Source organism: Actinoplanes sp. NPDC049548, from assembly GCF_040676695.1.
Lineage (GTDB): Bacteria > Actinomycetota > Actinomycetes > Mycobacteriales > Micromonosporaceae > Actinoplanes.
Genome location: NZ_JBFAPM010000021.1, coordinates 59,720 through 79,404 on the forward strand (window position 1 = coordinate 59,720; position 19,685 = coordinate 79,404).

The following is a 19,685-nucleotide window of genomic DNA, read 5'->3' on the forward strand; positions in this document are numbered from 1 at the left end:
CCGATCTTGGCCCGGGCCTTGATAACCGACCGAATGGACGGTAAATATTATGCACACCCAACCGCAAAGGAGCGCCGGTGACAACCCCCGCCGAGTTCTACGAGACGCACCGTGAGCTGCTCGACAAGGCGATCGAGGCCGCCGGTGCGCGTGATCACTGGTCCGCCTACCCCGAATCGCCGAGCAAGTCCGTCTACGGCGAGGACGCCGCCGCCGCGGGTGAGCAGGCGTTCCGGGCGCTGCTCGGCAAGGACTTCCCGATCGAGGTGCCCGGCGCCACCACCGCGATCTCGACCGAGCGCTCGCCGTACGGGATCGAGCTGGGCATCCGCTATCCCAAGGCCGACCCCGGCGACCTGATCGCCGCCGCGCGCGCCGCCGTCCCGGGCTGGCGGGCCGTCGGGCCGCAGGGCCGCGCCGGCATCGCCGCCGAGATCCTCAAGCGCGTCAACGCGCGCATCTTCGAGATGGCGCACGCGGTGCAGCACACGACGGGCCAGGCCTTCGTCATGGCCTTCCAGGCCGGCGGCGCCCACGCGCAGGACCGGGGGCTCGAGGCGGTTGCGGTCGCCCTCACCGAGTCGACCCGGATTCCCGCCACCGCCACCTGGAGCAAGCCCCAGCGCGGCGGCGACCCGCTACGTCTGGAGAAGACCAGCACCGTCGTCGGACGAGGCGTCGCCCTCGTCATCGGCTGCAACACCTTCCCCACCTGGAACGGCTATCCGGGTCTTTTCGCCAGCCTCGTCACCGGTAACCCCGTTATCGTGAAGCCGCACCCGGGCGCCGTGCTGCCGCTCGCCATCACCGTGCAGATCGCCCGCGAGGTGCTCGCCGAGGCCGGGCAGGACCCGAATGTGGTCTCCCTCGCCGTCGAGGAGCGCGGCGACGGCATCGCCGCGACCCTGGCCACCCACCCCGACGTGCGGATCGTCGACTTCACCGGTTCCAGCGAGTTCGGCAACTGGCTGGAGGCCAATGCACGCCAGGCGGCCGTCTACACCGAGAAGGCCGGCCTGAACACGGTCGTCGTCGACTCCACCGACGACTACAAGGGCATGCTGCGCAATCTCGCCTTCTCGCTGTCGCTCTACAGCGGCCAGATGTGCACCACCCCGCAGAACCTGCTCGTGCCTGCGGGCGGCATCGAGACCGACGCCGGTCACCGGACACCGGACGAGTTCGCCGCCGACCTCGGTGCCGCGGTCGACAAGCTGCTCGGGGATCCCAAGCGCGCGGCCGGCACGCTCGGCGCCATCGTCAACGACGGCGTCCTCGCCCGCCTCGCCGAGGCGAGCTCGCTGCCGAGCGTCGTGCACGCCTCCGCCGAGGTGGCCGATGAGCAGTTCCCCGACGCGACGATGCGCACGCCGGTGATCGCCCGCCTGGATGCGGCCGACGAGAAGGCGTACACCCGGGAGTGGTTCGGGCCGATCTCCTTCGTGATCACGACCGAGTCCACCGAGCACAGCCTGCGGCTGTTCACCGAGACCGTGCGCCACCACGGCGCCCTCACCGCCTCGGTGTACTCGACCTCCGGCGATGTCCTCGCCGCCGCCCGGGAGGCCGCCCTCGACGCCGGGGTCCACCTGTCGCAGAACCTCACCGGCGGTGTCTTCGTCAACCAGACCGCCGCGTTCAGCGACCTGCACGGCACCGCAGCGAACCCGGCGGCTACCGCGTCGCTCAGCGACGCCGCGTTCGTGACCGGGCGCTTCTTCACCCTGCAGTCGCGCCACCACGTCAGCGAGGCGAGCAATGCCTGAGGCCTTCCTGGTCGGCGGCGTCCGCACTCCTCAGGGCAAGTACGGGGGCGCGCTGGCCGGCGTGCGCCCGGACGACCTGGCGGCGCTCGTCGTCGGCGAGGCCGTCCGCCGCGCCGGTGTGGACGCGGCGGCGATCGACGAGGTGATCCTCGGCGCCGCCAACCAGGCAGGTGAGGACAACCGCAACGTCGCCCGGATGGCCGCGCTGCTCGCGGGACTACCCGAGACGGTGCCCGGCTACACGGTCAACCGGCTCTGCGCCAGCGGTCTCACCGCGATCGTCTCCGCCTCGCGCGCCATTCGCAGCGGGGAGGCCGACGTCGTCGTCGCCGGTGGCGTCGAGTCGATGACGCGGGCACCGTGGATCATGGCGAAGCCCGGCACCCCCTGGGCCCGGCCCGGCGAGGTCGTCGACAGTTCGCTCGGCTGGCGCTTCACCAACCCGAGGTTCGACGCGCGGCAGACGCTGTCGATGGGCGAGACCGCGGAAGAGGTTGCCGCCCTCGACGGCATCACCCGCGAGGACAGCGATGCCTTCGCGCTGCGCAGCCACGAGCGGGCGATCGCCGCGATCGACGCGGGCCGCTTCGACGCCGAGATCGTGCCCGTGGCGGTCAAGGACGGCGAGGTCACCCGCGACGAGGGCCCGCGCCGCGGCAGCACGCTGGAGCGCCTCGGCGCGCTCAAGCCGGTCTTCCGCAAGGACGGTCTGGTGACCGCCGGCTCGTCCTCGCCGCTGTCCGACGGCGCCGCTGCGATCGTCGTCGCCAGCGGGGAGGCCGTCGAACGGTACGGCCTGACGCCGCGCGCCCGCATCGTCGTCTCGGCCAGCGCGGGCGTCGCCCCGCACATCATGGGCGTCGGACCGGTCCCCGCCACCGAGAAGGCGCTGGCCCGCGCCGGGTGGAGCGCCGGCGACCTGGACGCGGTCGAGCTCAACGAGGCCTTCGCCGCGCAGTCGCTCGCGGTCATCCGCCGGCTCAAGCTCGACGAGGAGCGGGTCAACGCCGACGGTGGCGCGATCGCCCTGGGACACCCGCTCGGCTGCTCGGGTGCACGGCTGACCGTGACGCTGCTCGGCCGCATGGAGCGCGAGGACGCCCGGCGCGGTCTCGCCACCCTCTGTGTCGGCGTCGGGCAGGGCGTGTCCATGCTGGTGGAGCGCGTCTGATGGCCGGCACGCTGCACGTGGAGGAGCTCGACGACCGGGTCGTCGTGACGCTGCGCCGACCGGAGTTCCGCAACGCGATCAACGCGCCCATGGTTCGAGAGCTGCACGAGGTGTGCGGCATGCTCGAGGCGCAGCCGCGGCTTCTGCTGCTGACCGGCGACGGTGGCACCTTCGCCGCCGGCGCGGACATCGCCGAGCTGCGCGAACGCGGCCGCGACCAGGCGCTGCAGGGGATCAACAGCCGGCTCTTCGACCGGATCGCCCGCCTGCCGCTGCCCACCGTCGCGGCGGTCGACGGGTACGCCCTGGGCGGCGGCGCCGAGCTCGCGTACGCCTGCGACCTGCGGATCGCGTCGCCGACCGCGGTGTTCGGCAACCCGGAACCAGGGCTCGGCATTCTCGCCGCCGCCGGAGCCTGTTGGCGGCTGCGCGACCTGGTGGGCGCGTCCGTGGCCAAGCAGGTGCTGCTCGCCGGGCGCCGCCTCGGCGCCGACGACGCCTGTCGGCTGGGCCTGGTCGCCGAGGTGGTTCCCGCCGGTGAGCTGCTCAAGCGGGCGCACGCCCTGCTCGACCGGATGGCCCGTTCCGGCGCGCTCGCGCTGCGGCTCACGAAGCTGGTCGCCGACGCGCCGGGCGGTCACCCCGTCACCGACGACCTGGCGCAGGCGATTCTCTTCGAGGCCGACGACAAACGGTCCCGGATGGACGCCTTCCTGGCGGGAGAACGCCGATGAGCGGCGTGCCGAAGCGGGTCGGCGTCATCGGCGGCGGCCGCATGGGAGCCGGCATCGCGCAGGTCTTCGCCGCGGCCGGTGCCGTCGTGACCGTGGTCGAGCAGGACCAGGCCGCCGCGGCAGCCGCGCGCGAACGGATCACCACCGGACTGCAGCGCGCTGCCGAGCGCGGCAAGCTCGCGGAAGACCCCACGGCGGTCCTGGACCGCGTCGAACTGTCCGGGGAGCTCCAGGTCGACGCCGGGCTCGTCGTCGAGGCAGTACCCGAGGATGCGCCGCTCAAGATGCGGGTGCTGGCGGCGGCCGAGAACGCTGTCGGCGACGGGACGGTTCTCGCCACCAATACCAGCTCGCTGTCGATCGCCGGGCTCGCCGAAGGTTTGCGTCGGCCCGAGCGGTTCGTCGGCATGCATTTCTTCAACCCGGTGCCGGCCAGCAGCCTCGTCGAGATCGTCGTGGGCCCGCAGACCGCCGATGCCGTACGCGACGCCGCGGCCTCGTGGGCCGCCGACCTCGGCAAGACCGCCGTGGTCGTCCGCGACTCGCCCGGTTTCGCCACCAGCCGCCTGGGCGTGCTGCTCGGCCTGGAGGCGATCCGCATGCTCGAGGAGGGGGTGGCCGACGCGGCGTCGATCGACCGCGCGATGGAGCTCGGCTACCGCCATCCGATGGGCCCGCTGCGCTCCACCGACCTGGTCGGCCTCGACGTGCGCCTCGCCATCGCCGAGCACCTGCACCGGGAGCTCGGCGAACGGTTCGCGCCGCCGCGGCTGCTGCGGGAGAAGGTCGCCCGTGGCGAGCTGGGCCGCAAGAGCGGGCAGGGTTTCTACACCTGGGAGGCGTCATGAGCGGCGAACAGGCCTTCGCCGAGACCATCGAGAAGGACCAGCGGGTCGAGCCGCGCGACTGGATGCCGGACGGTTACCGCAAGACGATGATCCGGCAGATCGCCCAGCACGCGCACTCCGAGATCATCGGCATGCAGCCCGAGGGCGAGTGGATCACCCGGGCGCCGTCGCTGCGCCGCAAGGCGATCCTGCTGGCCAAGGTCCAGGACGAGGCGGGGCACGGGCTGTACCTCTACTCGGCCGCCGAGACGCTCGGCGCCGACCGGGGTGACCTCACCCGCCGGCTCATCGAGGGCCGGCAGAAATACTCGTCCATCTTCAACTATCCGACGCTGTCCTTCGCGGACGTCGGCGTCATCGGGTGGCTCGTCGACGGCGCGGCGATCTGCAACCAGGTCCCGCTGTGCCGCAGCTCGTACGGGCCGTACGGCCGGGCCATGATCCGTATCTGCAAGGAGGAGTCCTTCCACCAGCGGCAGGGCTACGAGCTGCTGATGACGATGATGCGCGGCACGCCGGCTCAGCAGGAGATGGTGCAGGACGCGGTGAACCGATGGTGGTGGCCGTCCCTGATGATGTTCGGGCCGCCCGACGACCAGTCGCCCAACTCGGCGCAGTCGATGGCCTGGAAGATCAAACGGCACAGCAACGACGAGCTGCGGCAGCGCTTCGTCGACATGACAGTGCCCCAGGCCGAGGCGCTCGGCGTCACGCTTCCCGACCCGGAGCTCGCCTGGAACGCCGAACGCGGTCACTACGACTTCGGCACCCCCGACTGGAGCGAGCTCAAGCGGGTGATCTCCGGGGACGGGCCCTGCAACGCCCAGCGGATCGCCCACCGGCGCAAGGCCGACGAGGACGGCGCCTGGGTGCGGGAGGCGGCCGCGGCGCACGCGGCGAAGAGAGCGGGAGTGCAGGCATGAGCGACGAGATCAAGCACGAGTGGCCGTTGTTCGAGGTGTTCGTCCGGGCCAAGCGCGGGCTCAACCACGTCCACGTCGGCTCGCTGCGCGCCGCGGACCACCAGATGGCCCTGCACCACGCGCGTGACCTCTACACCCGGCGCAATGAGGGCGTGAGCATCTGGGTGGTGCGCTCCGACGACGTCGTGGCCTCCAGCCCCGGCGACAAGGAGGCGTTCTTCGCGCCGAGCGGCGACAAGATGTACCGCCACCCGACGTACTACGCGATCCCCGACTCCGTACCGCACATCTGAGGGGATCCGTATGTCCTTCGACGCCGCCTACGAGGCACTGACCGATCACGACGACGATGCGCGGTGGGCGTACGGCACCGGGTTCACGGACCCGCTCGCCGGGGTAGACACGGCCGTGCCCTCGGATGTGGACCGCGACGACCTGGCCGACTACTGCCTGATGCTCGGCGACGACGCCCTCGTCATGTCCCACCGGCTGCAGCAGTGGATCACGCGCTCGCCGGAGCTGGAGGACGAGCTGGCGATCGCCAACATAGGCCTTGACCTGCTCGGCCAGGCCCGGCTCCTGCTCAGCCGCGCCGCCGAGGTCCGCGGCGCCGGCGACGAGGACACGCTGGCCTACCTGCGCGACGAACAGAGCTTCCGCAACGTCCAGCTGACCGAGCGCGCGGACACCGACTTCGCCCACCTGGTCGCCCGCCTCCTCGTCTTCGCGACGTGGCGCCTCGCGCTGCTCGACCGCCTCACCGGATCGGCGGACCCGGTCCTCGCGGCGATCGCGGCGAAGGGCGTCAAGGAGGTGACCTACCACCGCGACTACGCGGCCCAATGGGTCGTCCGCCTCGGTGACGGCACCGACCACTCCCACGAACGCATGCAGGCGGCGATGGACGCGCTGCTGCCGCTGCTCGACGAACTCTTCGCGGCCCACGCGACGGAAACGCGACTGGCCGAGGCCGGGATCGCGGTCGATCCGTCGAGCCTCCGTGAGGAGTTCGACGCCGTGTGGGCGCAGGTGATCGAGGCCGCGACACTACGACCCGGCCCCCTTTGCGCGCCGCGCGGCCCAGAGCCGGAGGCTGCGTCGGGCGAGAATCAGGCGGCAGGCGGGACGGGCGCGGCATCGGCGGAACCGGCAGCGGGCGGGCGTCACGGGGTGCATACCCCGGCGATGGGGGAGATTCTGGCTGAGCTGCAGGGGGTCGCTCGCTCGGTTCCCGGAGGTGTCTGGTGACCCGCACCCTCGCCGCCATGACCTCGGCCGCTGACTCCGGCGCGTCCGCAAGCGCTCGCGGCACTGGCGGGGTGGCCGGCGCTCGCGGTGCCGGCGCGGTGGTCTGCGCTCGTGACGTCGCGGCTCGCGTCACCGATCCTGAGCTGCCGCTGCTCACCGTGGCGGACCTCGGCATCCTGCGGCACGTCGACGAGACCGAGCAGGGCGTCATCGTCACGATCACCCCGACCTATTCCGGATGCCCTGCCATGCAGACCATCCGGGACGACATCACCGCCGCGCTGCACGAGGCCGGGTATGCGCGCGTCGACGTGCGTACCGTGTTGACCCCCGCCTGGACCACCGACTGGATCACCGACGCCGGCCGGGAGAAGCTAGCCGCCGCCGGCATCTCACCGCCGGGGCCGGCGCCGCGTCGGGCCGCGGGACCGGTGCCATTGACGCTCGGGGCGGCGCGGCGGTCGGTGCCTTGTCCGCGGTGCGGGCACCCCGGCACCGAGGAGATCGCCGCCTTCAGCGCCACCGCCTGCCGTGCCCTGCGGCGGTGCCCCGCCTGCCGGGAGCCGTTCGAGCACGTGAAGGAGATCTGACCGTGGTGGTGCGGGAGTTCCATCCGCTGCGGGTCGCGGCCGTCGAGCGGCTGTGCGAGGACGCGGTCGCCGTCACCTTCGACGTGCCCGCGGAACTCGCCGATCGATACGCCTTCCGGCCGGGACAGTCGCTGACGGTACGGCGTACGGCCGAGGGCGTGGACGAGCGCCGCACCTATTCGATCTGCGCGCCCGTCGGCGGTCGGCCGCGGATCGGGGTGCGTGAGGTCCCCGGCGGCGCGGTGTCCTCCTGGCTCGTGCGCGAGGTGCGCGCCGGTGACGAGGTCGAGGTGGCGCCGCCGACAGGAACGTTCACGCCCGATCTCGAGGCGGGCGGGCGGCACGTGCTGATCGCCGCCGGCTCGGGGATCACGCCGGTGCTGTCCATCGCTGCGTCGCTACTGCAGCGGCCCGGGGCCGAGATCAGCATCCTGTACGGCAATCGCCGGGCGGAGACCGTCATGTTCGCCGAGGAGCTCGCGGACCTCAAGGACACGTACCCCTCCAGGCTCGAACTGGTGCACCTGCTCTCCCGCGAAGCCCGCGAGGTCGAGCTGCTGACCGGGCGGCTCGACGCCGGCAAGCTCCGCGAACTGCTTCCCCTGCTGATCGACGTGCCGGCCGTGGACCACTGGTGGCTGTGCGGGCCGTTCGGCATGGTCACCGATGCGACCGAGGTGCTGGGCGAGTACGGAATCGCGCCCGAGCGGATCCATCGCGAGTTGTTCTGGGTGGACGAGGCCCCACCGGAGCCGCTGCGCGAGGAGCGCGAACCGTCCGGCCCGAGCAGCGACGTCACCGTGGTCCTCGACGGCCGGTCGACGACCGCGGCGGTGCTCGAGGAGCAGACCATCCTCGAGGGGGCACAACGCTCCCGCCCCGACCTGCCGTTCGCCTGCAAGGGCGGCGTGTGCGGCACTTGCCGGGCAAGGGTGGTCGAGGGAGAGGTGCGGATGCGGCGAAACTTCGCGCTGGAGCCGGCAGAGGTCGCGGCGGGCTTCGTGCTGACGTGCCAGTCGGTCCCGGTGTCGCCCAAGGTGATCGTCGACTTCGACGACTGAGCCGTCCCGCCGAACGCAGCCTCCGACTGGCAGGTCAGGGCGTCCGCGGTGGGCCGGGTCGGGCCGTGCCCGGCGCGGCGAGTCGTGGCGCGTGCGGTGGCGTGGCTCGTCGTGCGTGCAGCCCGGCGTTGTGCTGCCGCGACTGCGCCCCCGGGGGCAGCGGCGCCTGCAGCCGTGCTGCCCGGCGATGGGGCTTGCGGTGGTGGGGCTTGCGGTGGTGAGGCTTGCGGTGGTGGGGCTTGCGGTGGTGGGGCTCGCGGCGGTGGCGCTCGCGGCGATGGCACTCGGGGTGATGGCGCTCGCGGCCATGCCCATACTTCAACCGCCCAGCTCAGGCCGCGCCCCCGAGCTGGTCGCCGAGATCCGTCCGGAGGTAGCGCAGCCGTCGCCCCACCCGCTCTCCCGCGATCAGCCCCGCATCCCGCAGCGTCGTCAGGTGATGGGATGCCGTGGCCGGGGACACGCCCAGCGCATCGGCCACCTCGCCCGTGCTGTGCGGCAGGGCGAGCAGCGTCAGCACCGCCGCCCGTGTCGGCCCCAGCAACGCGGACAACGGCGACGGTGCGGGCGGGACCGTCGGGGAGGACTCGGCTGGGTGCCACCGGTCGGGCACCGCCGGGGTGGCCTGCGGAAACGCCCACAACGCCCCGTAGCCGCGTGGGGGGTACCACAGCGCTCGGCCTTGGGCGGAGTCGGTCAGCGTGAAGACCTTCGGGCCTGCGAATCCGGCCGGCATGAGGGCCAGCGTGTGGCCGTCGAGGGTGTACTCGTCGTGCTTTGCTCGGCCCGAGTGGATGGTCAGCTGGGTCTCGTCCCAGGTCAGGCTCGGATGAAGCGTCTCCACGAGGGAGCGGGGGCCGCGTTCTGCCGCTTCCCGGGCGCGGTGGGCGATCTCCGCCTCGGCCGCCGCTCGCAGGCGTGACCAGTAGGGGGCCACGGCGAGCTCGAAGTAGTGGCGGATCTCCCGGACGAGTACGGCCAGTGCTCCGGCCGGGTCCTTGGCGAAGCGGTCGATCTCCGGCGGTGGCGACGTCCCCTCCCACGTGTGACGGACTTCCGCCGCCACCCGGTCCAGCGGTGTGTCGGCCACGACCGCGAGCTCGTCGCGCAGGCGGGGCCGCGTCACCGGGAGGACCGGCGTCAGGAAGTCGGGCACGTAGCTGTGCGGGCGTCGCACCACCAGGTACATGAAGGTGGTGAGGCTGCTGCGGGCGAGCGCCGGCTGGATCTGGCGGCGCCAGGGCTCGTACATCCAGAACTTGTCGGGCCGGCCGAGGGCGGCGCCGCTGGCCACGACCTCGGCCATCGGCGAGTGCGCGAACCGGACGCCCGCCAGGTCCGCCGGGCCGAACTCGAGCCGGATCATGGGGACCATTCGACCACGGTCGAACGGTTTCCAGCCATCACGAATCCGACGGTACGGTCAAAGCACCGCACGGGCCGGCCAGGGGACGCAGGCGCAACGGGGGTACGCCTGCGGCCCGGCCGGCCCGTTCCCGGACTTTCCCCGAGCTCTCCGCAGCTGCCGCCGATCAGCGTGGTCGCGGCCGGGGCGCAACCTGGGTGATGGGACTGCGCCGGGAGTGAACAACCGTTCGGGAACCGAAGCGGCCGGCTGCCCGGCGCGACCAGCGACGACGTGAACACCCGCCCATGCCCGGCGTGCCGAAACTCTCACAACCGGGCCGCAACCGCCGATGGTGACCGGCGTGCAACCGGTCGACATCGACGACCACACCGCGGACTACTGGGCGCGCCAGATACGCATCGGGGCGTTCATTGCCGCAGGTGTGACGCTGCTGGGCAGCATCCGCGTGGCGGTCTTTTGGCCGGCGCAGGCGCGGTGGTTCATGCTGCCGTTGCTCGTCGCCACCGTCGTGCAGGCCGCGGCCCTTGTGCTGCCTTGGCGGCGTTACGTGTGCAGCGCCCGGACGCGACGGTGGCTGGTGCTGTGGTGGGTGGCCGAGCTGCCCGTGGTGTGGTTGTTCGGGGTCATCGACCATGAGGGGCCGATGGCCTATCTGCCGTGCGTCGCGCTGGTGCTGGTGACCGCCGCGGAGCTGTACGGGCCTCGAGTGGTCGTGGGGCTGGGTGCTGCCTCGACCGCTGGGTATCTGGTGCTGCTTCCCCTGCGTACCGAAGTCAATGTTTTCGCGATGGCGTTCTTCACCGCGATCATGGCCAGCGTGGCCGCCGTCTGCGCGGTCAACGCGCAGAGCCGGCGGCGGCTCGATGCGCGGCGGCGTTCGTCCGAGCGGCGCACCGAGTTGCTGCTGGAGGCTTCGTCGGACGCTGTGTTCGCCATCGACGTGCACAACACCGTCCGGTACGCGAGCAGCTCCGTGCGCTCGATTCTCGGGCTGGCGCCGGGTGAGCTCACCGGGCCGATGCTCGGCGAGCTCATCCATCCGGACGAGATCCCGGGCGCCGAGGCGTGGCTGCACGCGCTTTTCGCCGCGCCCGCCGGGCACACGTCGCGCACCGAGGTGCGGATGCGGGCTGCTGACGGGTCGTGGGTCTATCTCGATGTCATCGGGACGAACCGGGTTGACGATCCGGACCTGCGCTCGGCGGTCATCAGCCTGCGTGACATCGGTACGCGGCGTGCCCTCGAGGAGCAGCTGACCCGCCAGGCGTTCACCGACTCCCTCACCGGGCTGCCGAACCGGGCGCTGTTCCGCGACCGGCTCGAGCAGGCGGTGGCGCACCGCCGCGGCACCGACGTCGCCGTCCTGCTGCTCGACCTCGACGACTTCAAGCTGGTGAACGACGACCTGGGGCACAATCTCGGCGACGAGCTGCTGGTCGCGCTGGCCGCCCGGCTGCGCCGCGAGATGCGGCCCGGGGACACTCTCGCGCGGCTCGGCGGCGACGAGTTCGCGGTGCTGCTCGAGGACATCGACGAGGCGTCCGCGGTCGGGCTCGCCGAGCGGCTGCTGCGGGCCGGACGGGAGCCGATCCGGCTCGGCAGCCGGGAGGTCACCTGCTCGCTGAGCATCGGCATCGCGCGCGGCGACCGCCCTGGCCAGCAGCTGCTGCGCGACGCCGACCTGGCCATGTACGCGGCCAAGCGCGCCGGCCGCAACGCGTACGCGCTGTTCGACCCGTCGATGTCGCGGTCGGTGCTGGAGGAGGCGCAGCAGCGCGTCGACATGGAACGGGGGCTGGCCGAGAACCAGTTCCTCGTGCTCTACCAGCCCGTCGTCGACATGCACACCCAGCAGCTCACCGGGGTCGAGGCGCTGGTGCGGTGGCAGCACCCGGAGCGGGGTCTGCTGGGGCCGTACCAGTTCATCGCGAACGCCGAGAAGAACGGCCTGATCGTGCCGCTCGGCCGGTGGGTTCTGCGGCAGGCGTGCGCGCAGCTGGCGCGCTGGCGCCGCGAGACGCCGGCGGCGGCCGACCTCAAGATGAACGTCAACCTTTCGGCCCGGCAGTTCCAGTACGAGGGCCTGGTGGACGACGTGGCCGCCGCCCTGGCCGACGCGGGGATCCCGGCGGGTTCGCTCACCCTCGAGATCACCGAGTCGATGCTGATGGAGGACGTGGGCGCGGCCATCGAGACCCTCGGCGCGCTGCGGCGCCTCGGCGTGCGTCTCGCCATCGACGACTTCGGTACGGGTTACAGCTCGCTCAACTATCTCAAGCAGCTGCCCGTCGACATCATCAAGATCGACCGTACGTTCGTGGAGCAGGTCGACACCGACGCGGACGACGTGGCGCTGGTGGACGCCGTGGTCGGCCTCGGGCAGGCGCTGCGGTTGCAGACGGTGGCCGAGGGGATCGAGACGGACGGGCAGTGGGAGATGCTCCGGCGGATCGGCTGTGACCAGGGGCAGGGCTATCTGTTCGGGCGGCCGGGCGATCCGGCGTCGGTGAGTGCGATGCTCGCCCGGCAGACGGCGGTGGCGGCGGTCCGCTGAACCGCGAACGGTCCGGGCGCCCATCGGCGACCCGGACCGTTTCGTCCATGCGGTGGTTCAGTCCTCTGAGCGGCGCTTGCGTGTCGCGCTGAGGGCGAGCAGGCCGGCGAGGATCAGTACCGCGCCGCCGAGGCCGACCGTCATCACGTTCGCCCCGGTGAGGGCGAGCTTGTTCGAGCCGGACGCCTCGACCTCGGTGGTTCCGGTCGTGTCCGCCGCCGCAGGCTGGTCCGGTTCGCCGGTGTCGTCGTCGCTCTTCGCCGCCGCCTGCGAGGACTTGCTCGGCTTCGGAGCGTTGTTCTTGACGTTCTGCGCCGGACGGTTGTCCGAGTCGGATTCGTCGTCGTCGGCCGGAGCCGTCGTCGTCTTCGCCGGCTTCGGGGCCTTGGTGGGCTCGTCCTCGTCGTCCTTCGGCGGGATGGTGACGGTCGGGGCCTTCGGCGGGGTGGTGCCCGTCTCGGTCTTGGGCGTGGTCGGAGCGCCGGGCGTGGCGCCGCCGTTGTCGCCGCCGTTGTCGTTGTCGCCGTTGTTGTCGCCGTTGTTGTTGTCGCCGTTGTCGGCCGGGGGAGGCGTGGGCTGGTCCTGACCGTCGCCCTGGCCGCCGCCGTTGTTGTCGCCGTTGTTGTCGCCGTTGTTGTCGCCACCGTTGTCGGCAGGAGGAGGCGTGGGCTGGTCCTGGCCGCCGCCGTTGTTGTCGCCGCCGCCGTTGTCGCCGCCCTGGTCGCCGCCGCCCTCCACGATGACGCGGACCGCGTCGATGGCCGGGGTCTGGTTGGCGCGCTGCATCATCGGGACCCGGTGCGAACCGTCACCGGCCCACGACGCGCACTGGGCGATGCCCGCCTGCGGCATCCCCGGCACCTGGATCGTCACGGTGTCCGGCTGTGCGCCGCCCTTCTTGTCCTCGGTGGCCACGAAGAACGCCGGCACCGGCGCCGGGTCGACCGCCTCCGAGGTGCTCTGCAGCATCCGGCAGGCGGTGTGGAAGTGGCCGCGTACCAGGCCTTCTGAGGTGAGGACCGAGCTCTCCACGTAGTAGCCGCCCTGGCCGGCCGCCAGGAAACGGTCGCGGACCAGGTTGCGGGTGCTGACCTTGAGCGTGAAGGGTTCGCCGACGCGGACCTGGCGGGGCGACTCGGTGATGAGCAGCGTCGGGTTCTTCGACGCCTCGCCGACCTCGCCGAACTCGGTCGAGACGCAGCGGTTGCCGTTCTGGAAGCCGTCGTGCGGGGTGAGCCTGCTGTCCTCGCAGGTGTCGGTGGTGATCTCGAGGTTGTTGACGGTCTTCTTGACGGTGTTGCCGTCCTTGCACTCGCCGGCCGGCTCGGGCGCGCCGGCTCGCTCACCCTTGGCGAGCTGGCCGTCGCCCTTGTGCTGCAGGTCGCCGTCCTTGTCGGTGTAGGTGCCGACCCTGGGGTCGGTCGCCCCCTTGGATCCTGCCGGCGCCGTGGCTCCGGCGGCGGGCGCACAGGCCGCGACCTTGTTCTCGTCGGCGTTCGAGATCTGGGTGATGCCGATGACACCACCGAACGCGACGAGGACTGCCACCGCGGCGATGACACGACGGTCGGGGCCCCGGCGGGTAGCGGCCCGGCGGTAAGACGACCTCCGCATAGGTGATACCTCTTCTGTAGTCTCGCGCTCATCGTCAGCAACCATTCGCATGTCTGCCGACGCCGTTTCCGGCCCCCTTCTGAGCTGGCCCCCAGACGCTAAGGTCGCGGGCATCGGAAAGCCAATTGCCGCCATATTTTTCAGGCATTCTTAGGGACGAATTAAAGAAGAAATATGTGGGCGTCCCAGAACCGGAGACATCGGCCGAACGGATGATGCCGGAGGGTTCAATCTCCGGCCGGATTTTTTACGAGAAGGCGAGATGGCGGTCGCTGTGCGGGTCCGAGAGCGCCGCCAGGCCGGCGAGCAGGAAGACCTCCGCCGCCACCAGGACGGCTGCCAGCGCGATGCCGATCGCCAGCTGGGGGACGGGCGGCAGGACGGCCGCAGCGACCTGGGCCTCGGAAGCGACGAGCCCGACTCCGCCTGCGAGGACCACCAGCAGCGCGACGAGCTGCAGGAAGAACAGCGGCCCCGCACTGAAGAAGCGGGCGACCGTGGCTCCGCGCGCCCGGCCCGCCAGGGCGCGGGTCGCGCCGGCGCGGGCAAGGATCAGGGGTCCGACGATGAGGAGGAGCGCCGCGCCTGCCGTGATGGCCAGCGTCGCCCCGAGGAGCGGGTCGTCGCCCAGCGCCGACAGCGGCAGGAAGCCGATCGATCCGGCGGTGCCGATCACGCTCAGCAGCACGGCGGTCGAATACCGCCGGCGAGCCCTCAGCAGCGGCTCCGGCACCCCGGGGCCGGCCTCGGCCGGTCCGGCGGACAGGATGCGGTGGGCCAGCCATCTGCGACCCGGGCGGATGCCGAGCAGTACGGCTCCGGTCACGAGAAGCGGCGCGAGGACCACGGCGCTGCCGAAGCCGAGCAATGCCGGTTTGCGCGCCGCTTCGTCGAACTCGTCGAAGAAGGAGACCACTGCGAAGAAGAACCCCGTGAACAGCACCCAGGGCACCAGGACCCCGGCCATCCAGGCGCCTGCGGACCGGCCCCGGTCGAGCCCCCTGGCCAACGGGGCCACCGCGACGAGGAGGGCCGCGAAGCCGAGCAGGCTGACCACGGTGAGCAGGGCGGGCATCATCGCGCGGCCGTGCGGGTCGGTGGTGTGCCCGGTCCAGGTGATCACACAGACCAGCGCGGCGGCCGTCGCGGTCAGCAGCAGTCCGAGGCCGCCGGTGACCACGGCCGCCACTCCGATGAGAAAGGGCCAGGGCGAGAACGGCGACGGATGCACGGCGGCACCCTACTGGGGCAGCGCCTCTCGTTGCTGCCCCGGCGACGGCCGGACGTGTTCATGATCACGACCCGGGGCGCAGGGGCGGGCGGGCCACCAGAAGCGGTCGCCGAGCAGGGTCGCCAGTGCCGGCACCAGGACGGTACGCACGAGCAGCGTGTCGAGCAGGACGCCGAGCCCCACGATGACGCCGATCTGGGTGAGCGTGATGATCGGCAGGACCCCGAGCACCGCGAACACCGCCGCGAGCAGAATGCCCGCACTGGTGATCACGGCGCCCGTCGCCGCCAGGGCGTGGATCATGCCGTCGCGAGTGCCGCGGTGGGCGGCTTCCTCGCGGGCGCGGGTGACCAGGAAGATGTTGTAGTCCACGCCGAGTGCGACCAGGAACAGGAAGGCGAACAGCGGCACCTGGTTGTCGAGGCCGTCGGGAAAGAAGAGGGAGCCCGCGCCGAGCGCCGCCGCGAAGCTCGCGATGACCGTGGCGATCAGGATCAAGCCCGCGACCAGGGCGCGCAGCAGCACGACGAGCACGACCAGCACCACCAGCAGGATCACCGGGACGATGACCGTGAGGTCGCGGCGGGACGCGTCGCGGCCGTCGAGGTCGATCGCGACGGTGCCGCCGACGAGGGCGTCGGGAATGCTGCGCAGCGTACGGATGGACTCGTAGCTTTCGGGTGTCCCCGGCGCGGCCGTGAGCAGTGCGTCGATCCGGACCACCGCCGGGGTCCGCTCGGCGATGCGGGACTGGGCCACCCCCGGGGTGGCGCCGACGGCCGCCAGAACGTCCTGCTCGCGGCCGGGGCCGGTGAGGACGACGACCGGGTCCGCCGCGCCGGCGGGGAACGAGCGGCTGAGCGTCTCCAGGCCGTCCACGGACTCGGCCTCGACCCGGAACTGCTCGGTCTGGGACAGGCCCAGGCTGGTGCCGGCGATGCCGGCCGACAGGGCGCCGAGGACCACGATGGACAGCACGGTGACCAGGCCCGGGCGCCGGGCGACCGCGGTGCCGACGCGGGACCAGAGGCCGTGGGACATGGTGGTGCCGACGCGGGGGATGAACGGCCAGAAGAGTCCGCGACCGCACACCACGAGCGCCGGCGGCAGCACCACCAGAGCGAACAGTGCGGCCACGCCGATGCCCAGCGCCGCGGTGACGCCGAGCGCCACGGTGTCTCGCAGGCTGGCAAGTGTCAGGGTGAGCAGGCTGAGGATCACCGTCACCGCGCTCGCCGCGATGGCCGGTCCGGCGCCGCGTAGCGACCGCCGCATCGCCTCCCGGCGGTCCTCGTGCCGGTGCAGCTCCTCCCGGTAGCGCGAGATGAGCAGCAGCGCGTAGTCGGTGCCGGCGCCGAACACCAGGACGGTCACGATGCCCACGGTGGAGTCGCCGATCGTCAGCCCGGTGTGCCGCGACAGGACTGCGAGGAGCCCGCCGGCGACCTGGTCGGCCAGCCCGACGACGGCCAGCGGCACGAGCCACAGCACCGGGCTGCGGTAGGTGACGAGCAGCAGGACGGCGACCACCACCACCGTCACGAGCAGCAGGTTGGTGTTGGCGCCGGTGAAGCTGTCGGCGATGTCGGCGGCGAATCCGGCCCCGCCGGTCACCTGCGCGGTGAGACCGCCGGGCAGGCCGGCCGCGGCCGTCTGCCGCAGGCCGTCGACCCGGGCGATCAGGTCGTCGGCGGGCAGGTCGGCCGGCAACGGTACGGCGATCAGCGCCGCGTCCCGCTTCTGGGAGAACACCGGTGGCGACGAGGCCTGCAACGAACCGGCATCCGCGGTGATCTTCCGGGTGTCGGCGTCCGTCAGGGGCGCGCCACCGCGGCTGTACACGACGAGGGCCGGGTTGCTCTGCCCGGACGGCAGCTCGCGTTGCAGGGCGGCCACCCGGGTCGACTCGGCGCCGCCGGGCAGCGTGGCGGTCGGGTCGTTGGACGTGCGGACGTCTCCGGCGCCACCGATCACCGCCGCGGCGGCCAGCACGGCGACCAGCAGGACGAGCCAGGCGGTGAGCCGCCCGGTGAGTGTGCGCAGCACGACGAACCCCTCTACCGCAAAGTATCTCGACCATCGAGATTCTCCGTCACCGTACGGGGATCTGCAACACTGGGCGCGTGCACCGGGATCAGCTCCGACAGGAGATCGTCACTCTGCTGCGGTCGTACAGCGTGGAGGCGCAGCACGTGGGACACGCGTTCGCGCAGCGGCACGGGCTGCATCCCACCGACCTGCAGGCCCTCATCGCCGTGATGCACGCGGAGGGGCGCGGCGACCCGCTGACGCCCGGACGGCTGGGCGAGGAGATCGGACTCTCCTCCGGCGCCACCACGGCCGCCATCGACCGGCTGGAACGCGCCGGGCATCTGCGGCGCAGCCGCGAGAGCGCGGACCGGCGGGTGGTTCACCTGCGCTACGGCGAGCCCGGCATGGCGCTCGCGATGGCGTTCTTCGGCCCGCTCGGGCAGCGTACGGACGAGGTCATGGCCGGGTTCGGCGACGCCGAGCTGGCGACCGTGCACCGCTTCCTGGCCGGCATGAACGAGGCCCTGTCCGCCCACCACCGCGAGGTGGTGGGCGGCTAGCCCTCCCCGATGACGTCGTCGAGCGGTCGCCGGGGCGTGACCCGCCCCGCCTGACCGAAGCCGACCCGCAGCGCGATCTGCGGCACCCCCGTGCGGCGCAGGGACCGGCGCAGCTGCTCGCGGGCGGCGGGCACCTCGATGGGCTGGGAGATCATCGACGTCGCCAGGCCGGCATCGGTGGCGGTCAGCAGCACCCGCTGCAGCGCCTGCCCCGCCGCGACCTGGTCCACCGGCCGGTCGGTGGCGGTGCCCAGGACCGCCAGCAACGGCTCGGGCTCGTAGTCGCGGCCCGCGGCGCGACGGCGCTCGGAGTACGGCCGCTGCGGCAGCAGATCCTGCGGCTCCGGGGCCGGCGCGCCGGCGGTCACCGGTACGCCGTCCCGCGCGGCGTCGGCGTGCGCCCACGCGAAGAACTCCGCCTGGTACAGCGGGTCCCGGCGCAGCACCCGGTCGGCGCTCCGCGCCAGCTCACCGAACGCTGTCAGCGCCGTGCCGCCCACGAGCAGGTCGAGCCACGCCGCCTCGGCCTGCGCCGCCTCGATCAGCCGTACGCGCAGCTCCGAGGGCACCGCGTCCGGCCAGAACGGGCGCCGGTTGCTGAAGCGGTGGGGGATGGCCGCCGCCAGGTCGGCCTCGGCGTACGTCGCGGGCCGCGGCGTGGCCGGGGTGAGCCGGGCGACCAGGTCGCCGTGCGGGCGCAGCAGCACCTCCGCCGGCCGCCCGGCCACCGCCAGGGCCAGCCGGGCGTTGAACGTCGCGGCACCGCAGGCGATGCGCACCGCCCAGCCGGTCGAGTCGGCGACGGTGAGCTGCCGGGAACGGTCCGCGAGCACCTCGATCGCGCCGTCGTTCAGCCGGAAGCGCCACGGCTGGGAGTTGTGCAGGGAGGGCGCGCGTACGGCGGCCGCCGCCGCGGTGCGCAGGTCGTCGCCGGTGTAGCCGTTCATGGCCGGACTATCTCGATGACGTCGGACGGCCGGCGCCGGGGTGCGGCGGGCAGCGGCGTCGCGGTCTCCGGGTGGCCGAGCCGGACGGCCAGGTAGGGCTCGCCGATGCCGGCGAGCAGCCCGCGCAGCAGGTGCCGGGGCCACTCGACCTCCACCGCGTCACTCAGCGGCGACGTCGCCAGGCCGTCCGCGGTCGCGGCCAGCAGCAGCGCCGACATCGCCTCGCCGCCGCGCAGAACGTCGGCGGGCCGGTCGGTGAGGCCGAAGACGATCACGTACGCGGCACCGGCGTCGTAGCCGCTGCCGGCCGCGAGTCCCGCCTCGCCGTCGGGCATGTAGTCCCGTACGGGGACCCGGCGCGGCGCCGGCCGTACCGCGGTCCCGGGGGGAACGCCGTCGCCGGAACCCTCCGGCCGGTTGGTCCAGCGCTGCAGCTCCTGGCGGTACGCCGGGTCGAGCCGCTCGGCGTCACCGGCCAGTTCGGCCGAGATCGCCAGCATGGGCATCTGGTCGCGGCGCACGACGTGCAGGTATGCGTCCTCGGCTTCGACGAGCCGGCGGAACGCGGTGAGCTGCGCGTCGGTGACGGGCTCGTCGCCGTACGCGCGCCGGTCGGTGCGACGCCGGGTGATGGCGGCCGCGAGCCGGGCCGCCGCCGGGTCGACGGGCTGCTCACCGGTGAGGGTGATCCGGGCGAGCAGCTCGGGGTCACCGGGGTCGCAGAAACGCTCGACCGTCGCCGCGTGCCCCGCCGCGGCGAGGGACACCCGGGCGTGGTGCAGCGCGCCGCCGCAGCTGAGCAGCAGCAGGCGGCCGTCCGGGTCCGTCGCCGTGAGGGCGCGGGAGCGGTCGGCGTGCAAGGTCATCGTGTCGCCGTTGATCCGCCACCGCCACGGCTGGGTGTTGAACACCGAGGGGGCGTGCAGCGACGCGCGGGCGGCCGCTTCGAGAACTGCGGACGGGGTGGTCACGGTGGGAACCTCCAGGTCGGTCACCCCACCACGGTCCCGCCTGCGGCCCCGGGCCGGTCAGGGCCTA

General features: G+C 72.5%; 17 protein-coding genes. 11 read left to right on the top strand and 6 right to left on the bottom strand.

What is annotated here, in order from left to right; all coding sequences use genetic code 11:
* The first annotated feature begins 77 nt into the window (after positions 1-77).
* The 9 genes from paaN to paaE all read left to right on the top strand — a co-directional run bounded on the left by paaN (position 78) and on the right by paaE (position 8,341).
* Positions 78-1,766, top strand: coding sequence for a phenylacetic acid degradation protein PaaN (paaN, locus tag AB0J80_RS31470; RefSeq protein ID WP_364712197.1), 1,689 nt, complete (start codon positions 78-80; stop codon positions 1,764-1,766).
* The gene (locus AB0J80_RS31475; RefSeq protein WP_364712199.1) at positions 1,759-2,937 is read left to right on the top strand and encodes a thiolase family protein; all 1,179 of its coding nucleotides are present in this window, start codon (positions 1,759-1,761) and stop codon (positions 2,935-2,937) included. Before paaN ends, AB0J80_RS31475 begins: the two co-directional genes overlap by 8 nt.
* Positions 2,937-3,671 carry an enoyl-CoA hydratase/isomerase family protein gene (locus AB0J80_RS31480; protein WP_364712200.1) on the top strand — a complete coding sequence of 245 codons (735 nt, stop codon included), beginning with the start codon at positions 2,937-2,939 and terminating at the stop codon, positions 3,669-3,671. The genes AB0J80_RS31475 and AB0J80_RS31480 overlap by 1 nt, the downstream gene beginning before the upstream one ends.
* Entirely contained in the window at positions 3,668-4,519 is an 852-nt protein-coding gene (locus tag AB0J80_RS31485) for a 3-hydroxyacyl-CoA dehydrogenase family protein (RefSeq protein WP_364712203.1), read from the top strand. The genes AB0J80_RS31480 and AB0J80_RS31485 overlap by 4 nt, the downstream gene beginning before the upstream one ends.
* On the top strand, positions 4,516-5,442 hold the full coding sequence (gene paaA / locus AB0J80_RS31490) for a 1,2-phenylacetyl-CoA epoxidase subunit PaaA (protein ID WP_364712206.1): 927 nt from the start codon (positions 4,516-4,518) through the stop codon (positions 5,440-5,442). The genes AB0J80_RS31485 and paaA overlap by 4 nt, the downstream gene beginning before the upstream one ends.
* Positions 5,439-5,735 (top strand): 1,2-phenylacetyl-CoA epoxidase subunit PaaB, encoded by a 297-nt coding sequence (gene paaB, locus AB0J80_RS31495; RefSeq protein ID WP_364712209.1) that lies wholly within the window; start codon positions 5,439-5,441, stop codon positions 5,733-5,735. Before paaA ends, paaB begins: the two co-directional genes overlap by 4 nt.
* Positions 5,736-5,745: 10 nt before the next feature.
* A complete protein-coding gene (gene paaC / locus AB0J80_RS31500) occupies positions 5,746-6,690 on the top strand; it encodes a 1,2-phenylacetyl-CoA epoxidase subunit PaaC (protein WP_364712212.1) in 945 nt (314 codons plus the stop codon).
* Between the two features lie 98 nt (positions 6,691-6,788).
* Positions 6,789-7,280 carry a 1,2-phenylacetyl-CoA epoxidase subunit PaaD gene (paaD, locus tag AB0J80_RS31505; RefSeq protein ID WP_364712343.1) on the top strand — a complete coding sequence of 164 codons (492 nt, stop codon included), beginning with the start codon at positions 6,789-6,791 and terminating at the stop codon, positions 7,278-7,280.
* Between the two features lie 2 nt (positions 7,281-7,282).
* Positions 7,283-8,341: a 1,2-phenylacetyl-CoA epoxidase subunit PaaE gene (gene paaE, locus AB0J80_RS31510; RefSeq protein ID WP_364712215.1), complete on the top strand. Its 1,059-nt coding sequence runs from the start codon at positions 7,283-7,285 to the stop codon at positions 8,339-8,341.
* Positions 8,342-8,672: 331 nt separating this feature from the next.
* Here the strand turns inward: paaE and AB0J80_RS31515 are convergent, their stop codons facing one another.
* Positions 8,673-9,707: a winged helix-turn-helix domain-containing protein gene (locus AB0J80_RS31515; RefSeq protein WP_364712218.1), complete on the bottom strand. Its 1,035-nt coding sequence runs from the start codon at positions 9,705-9,707 to the stop codon at positions 8,673-8,675.
* Positions 9,708-10,050: 343 nt separating this feature from the next.
* Here AB0J80_RS31515 and AB0J80_RS31520 point away from each other — a divergent pair, with 343 nt between their 5' ends.
* Positions 10,051-12,264, top strand: a complete 2,214-nt coding sequence (locus AB0J80_RS31520) for an EAL domain-containing protein (RefSeq protein ID WP_364712221.1) — start codon at positions 10,051-10,053, stop codon at positions 12,262-12,264.
* Positions 12,265-12,321: 57 nt separating this feature from the next.
* Here AB0J80_RS31520 and AB0J80_RS31525 read toward each other — a convergent pair whose 3' ends face one another.
* From AB0J80_RS31525 to AB0J80_RS31535, 3 genes are all read right to left on the bottom strand, one after another.
* A complete protein-coding gene (locus AB0J80_RS31525) occupies positions 12,322-13,812 on the bottom strand; it encodes a hypothetical protein (RefSeq protein WP_364712222.1) in 1,491 nt (496 codons plus the stop codon).
* A gap of 313 nt (positions 13,813-14,125) precedes the next feature.
* A complete protein-coding gene (locus AB0J80_RS31530; RefSeq protein WP_364712225.1) occupies positions 14,126-15,109 on the bottom strand; it encodes a hypothetical protein in 984 nt (327 codons plus the stop codon).
* Positions 15,110-15,118: 9 nt separating this feature from the next.
* A complete protein-coding gene (locus AB0J80_RS31535) occupies positions 15,119-17,155 on the bottom strand; it encodes an MMPL family transporter (RefSeq protein WP_364712228.1) in 2,037 nt (678 codons plus the stop codon).
* 59 nt (positions 17,156-17,214) lie between these two features.
* On the opposite strand from AB0J80_RS31535, the gene AB0J80_RS31540 reads away from it, so the two are divergent.
* Entirely contained in the window at positions 17,215-17,700 is a 486-nt protein-coding gene (locus AB0J80_RS31540) for a MarR family transcriptional regulator (RefSeq protein WP_364712346.1), read from the top strand.
* On the opposite strand, the gene AB0J80_RS31545 is transcribed toward AB0J80_RS31540, so the two are convergent.
* Together AB0J80_RS31545 and AB0J80_RS31550 are read right to left on the bottom strand one after the other, a co-directional pair.
* A complete protein-coding gene (locus AB0J80_RS31545; RefSeq protein WP_364712231.1) occupies positions 17,697-18,647 on the bottom strand; it encodes a nitroreductase in 951 nt (316 codons plus the stop codon). The two genes, AB0J80_RS31540 and AB0J80_RS31545, sit on opposite strands and share 4 nt — an antisense overlap.
* On the bottom strand, positions 18,644-19,642 hold the full coding sequence (locus AB0J80_RS31550; RefSeq protein WP_364712234.1) for a nitroreductase: 999 nt from the start codon (positions 19,640-19,642) through the stop codon (positions 18,644-18,646). The genes AB0J80_RS31545 and AB0J80_RS31550 overlap by 4 nt, the downstream gene beginning before the upstream one ends.
* Positions 19,643-19,685: the final 43 nt, after the last annotated feature.

What these genes read in the sequence shown, in the direction of transcription:
- AB0J80_RS31485 (WP_364712203.1), top strand. Translation starts at nt 3,668, where the DNA reads ATGAGCGGCGTGCCGAAGCGGGTCGGCGTCATCGGCGGCGGCCGCATG.
- paaA (WP_364712206.1), top strand. Translation starts at nt 4,516, where the DNA reads ATGAGCGGCGAACAGGCCTTCGCCGAGACCATCGAGAAGGACCAGCGG.
- AB0J80_RS31480 (WP_364712200.1), top strand. Translation starts at nt 2,937, where the DNA reads ATGGCCGGCACGCTGCACGTGGAGGAGCTCGACGACCGGGTCGTCGTG.
- paaB (WP_364712209.1), top strand. Translation starts at nt 5,439, where the DNA reads ATGAGCGACGAGATCAAGCACGAGTGGCCGTTGTTCGAGGTGTTCGTC.
- paaC (WP_364712212.1), top strand. Translation starts at nt 5,746, where the DNA reads ATGTCCTTCGACGCCGCCTACGAGGCACTGACCGATCACGACGACGAT.
- AB0J80_RS31545 (WP_364712231.1), bottom strand. Translation starts at nt 18,647, where the DNA reads ATGAACGGCTACACCGGCGACGACCTGCGCACCGCGGCGGCGGCCGCC.
- AB0J80_RS31515 (WP_364712218.1), bottom strand. Translation starts at nt 9,707, where the DNA reads ATGATCCGGCTCGAGTTCGGCCCGGCGGACCTGGCGGGCGTCCGGTTC.
- AB0J80_RS31475 (WP_364712199.1), top strand. Translation starts at nt 1,759, where the DNA reads ATGCCTGAGGCCTTCCTGGTCGGCGGCGTCCGCACTCCTCAGGGCAAG.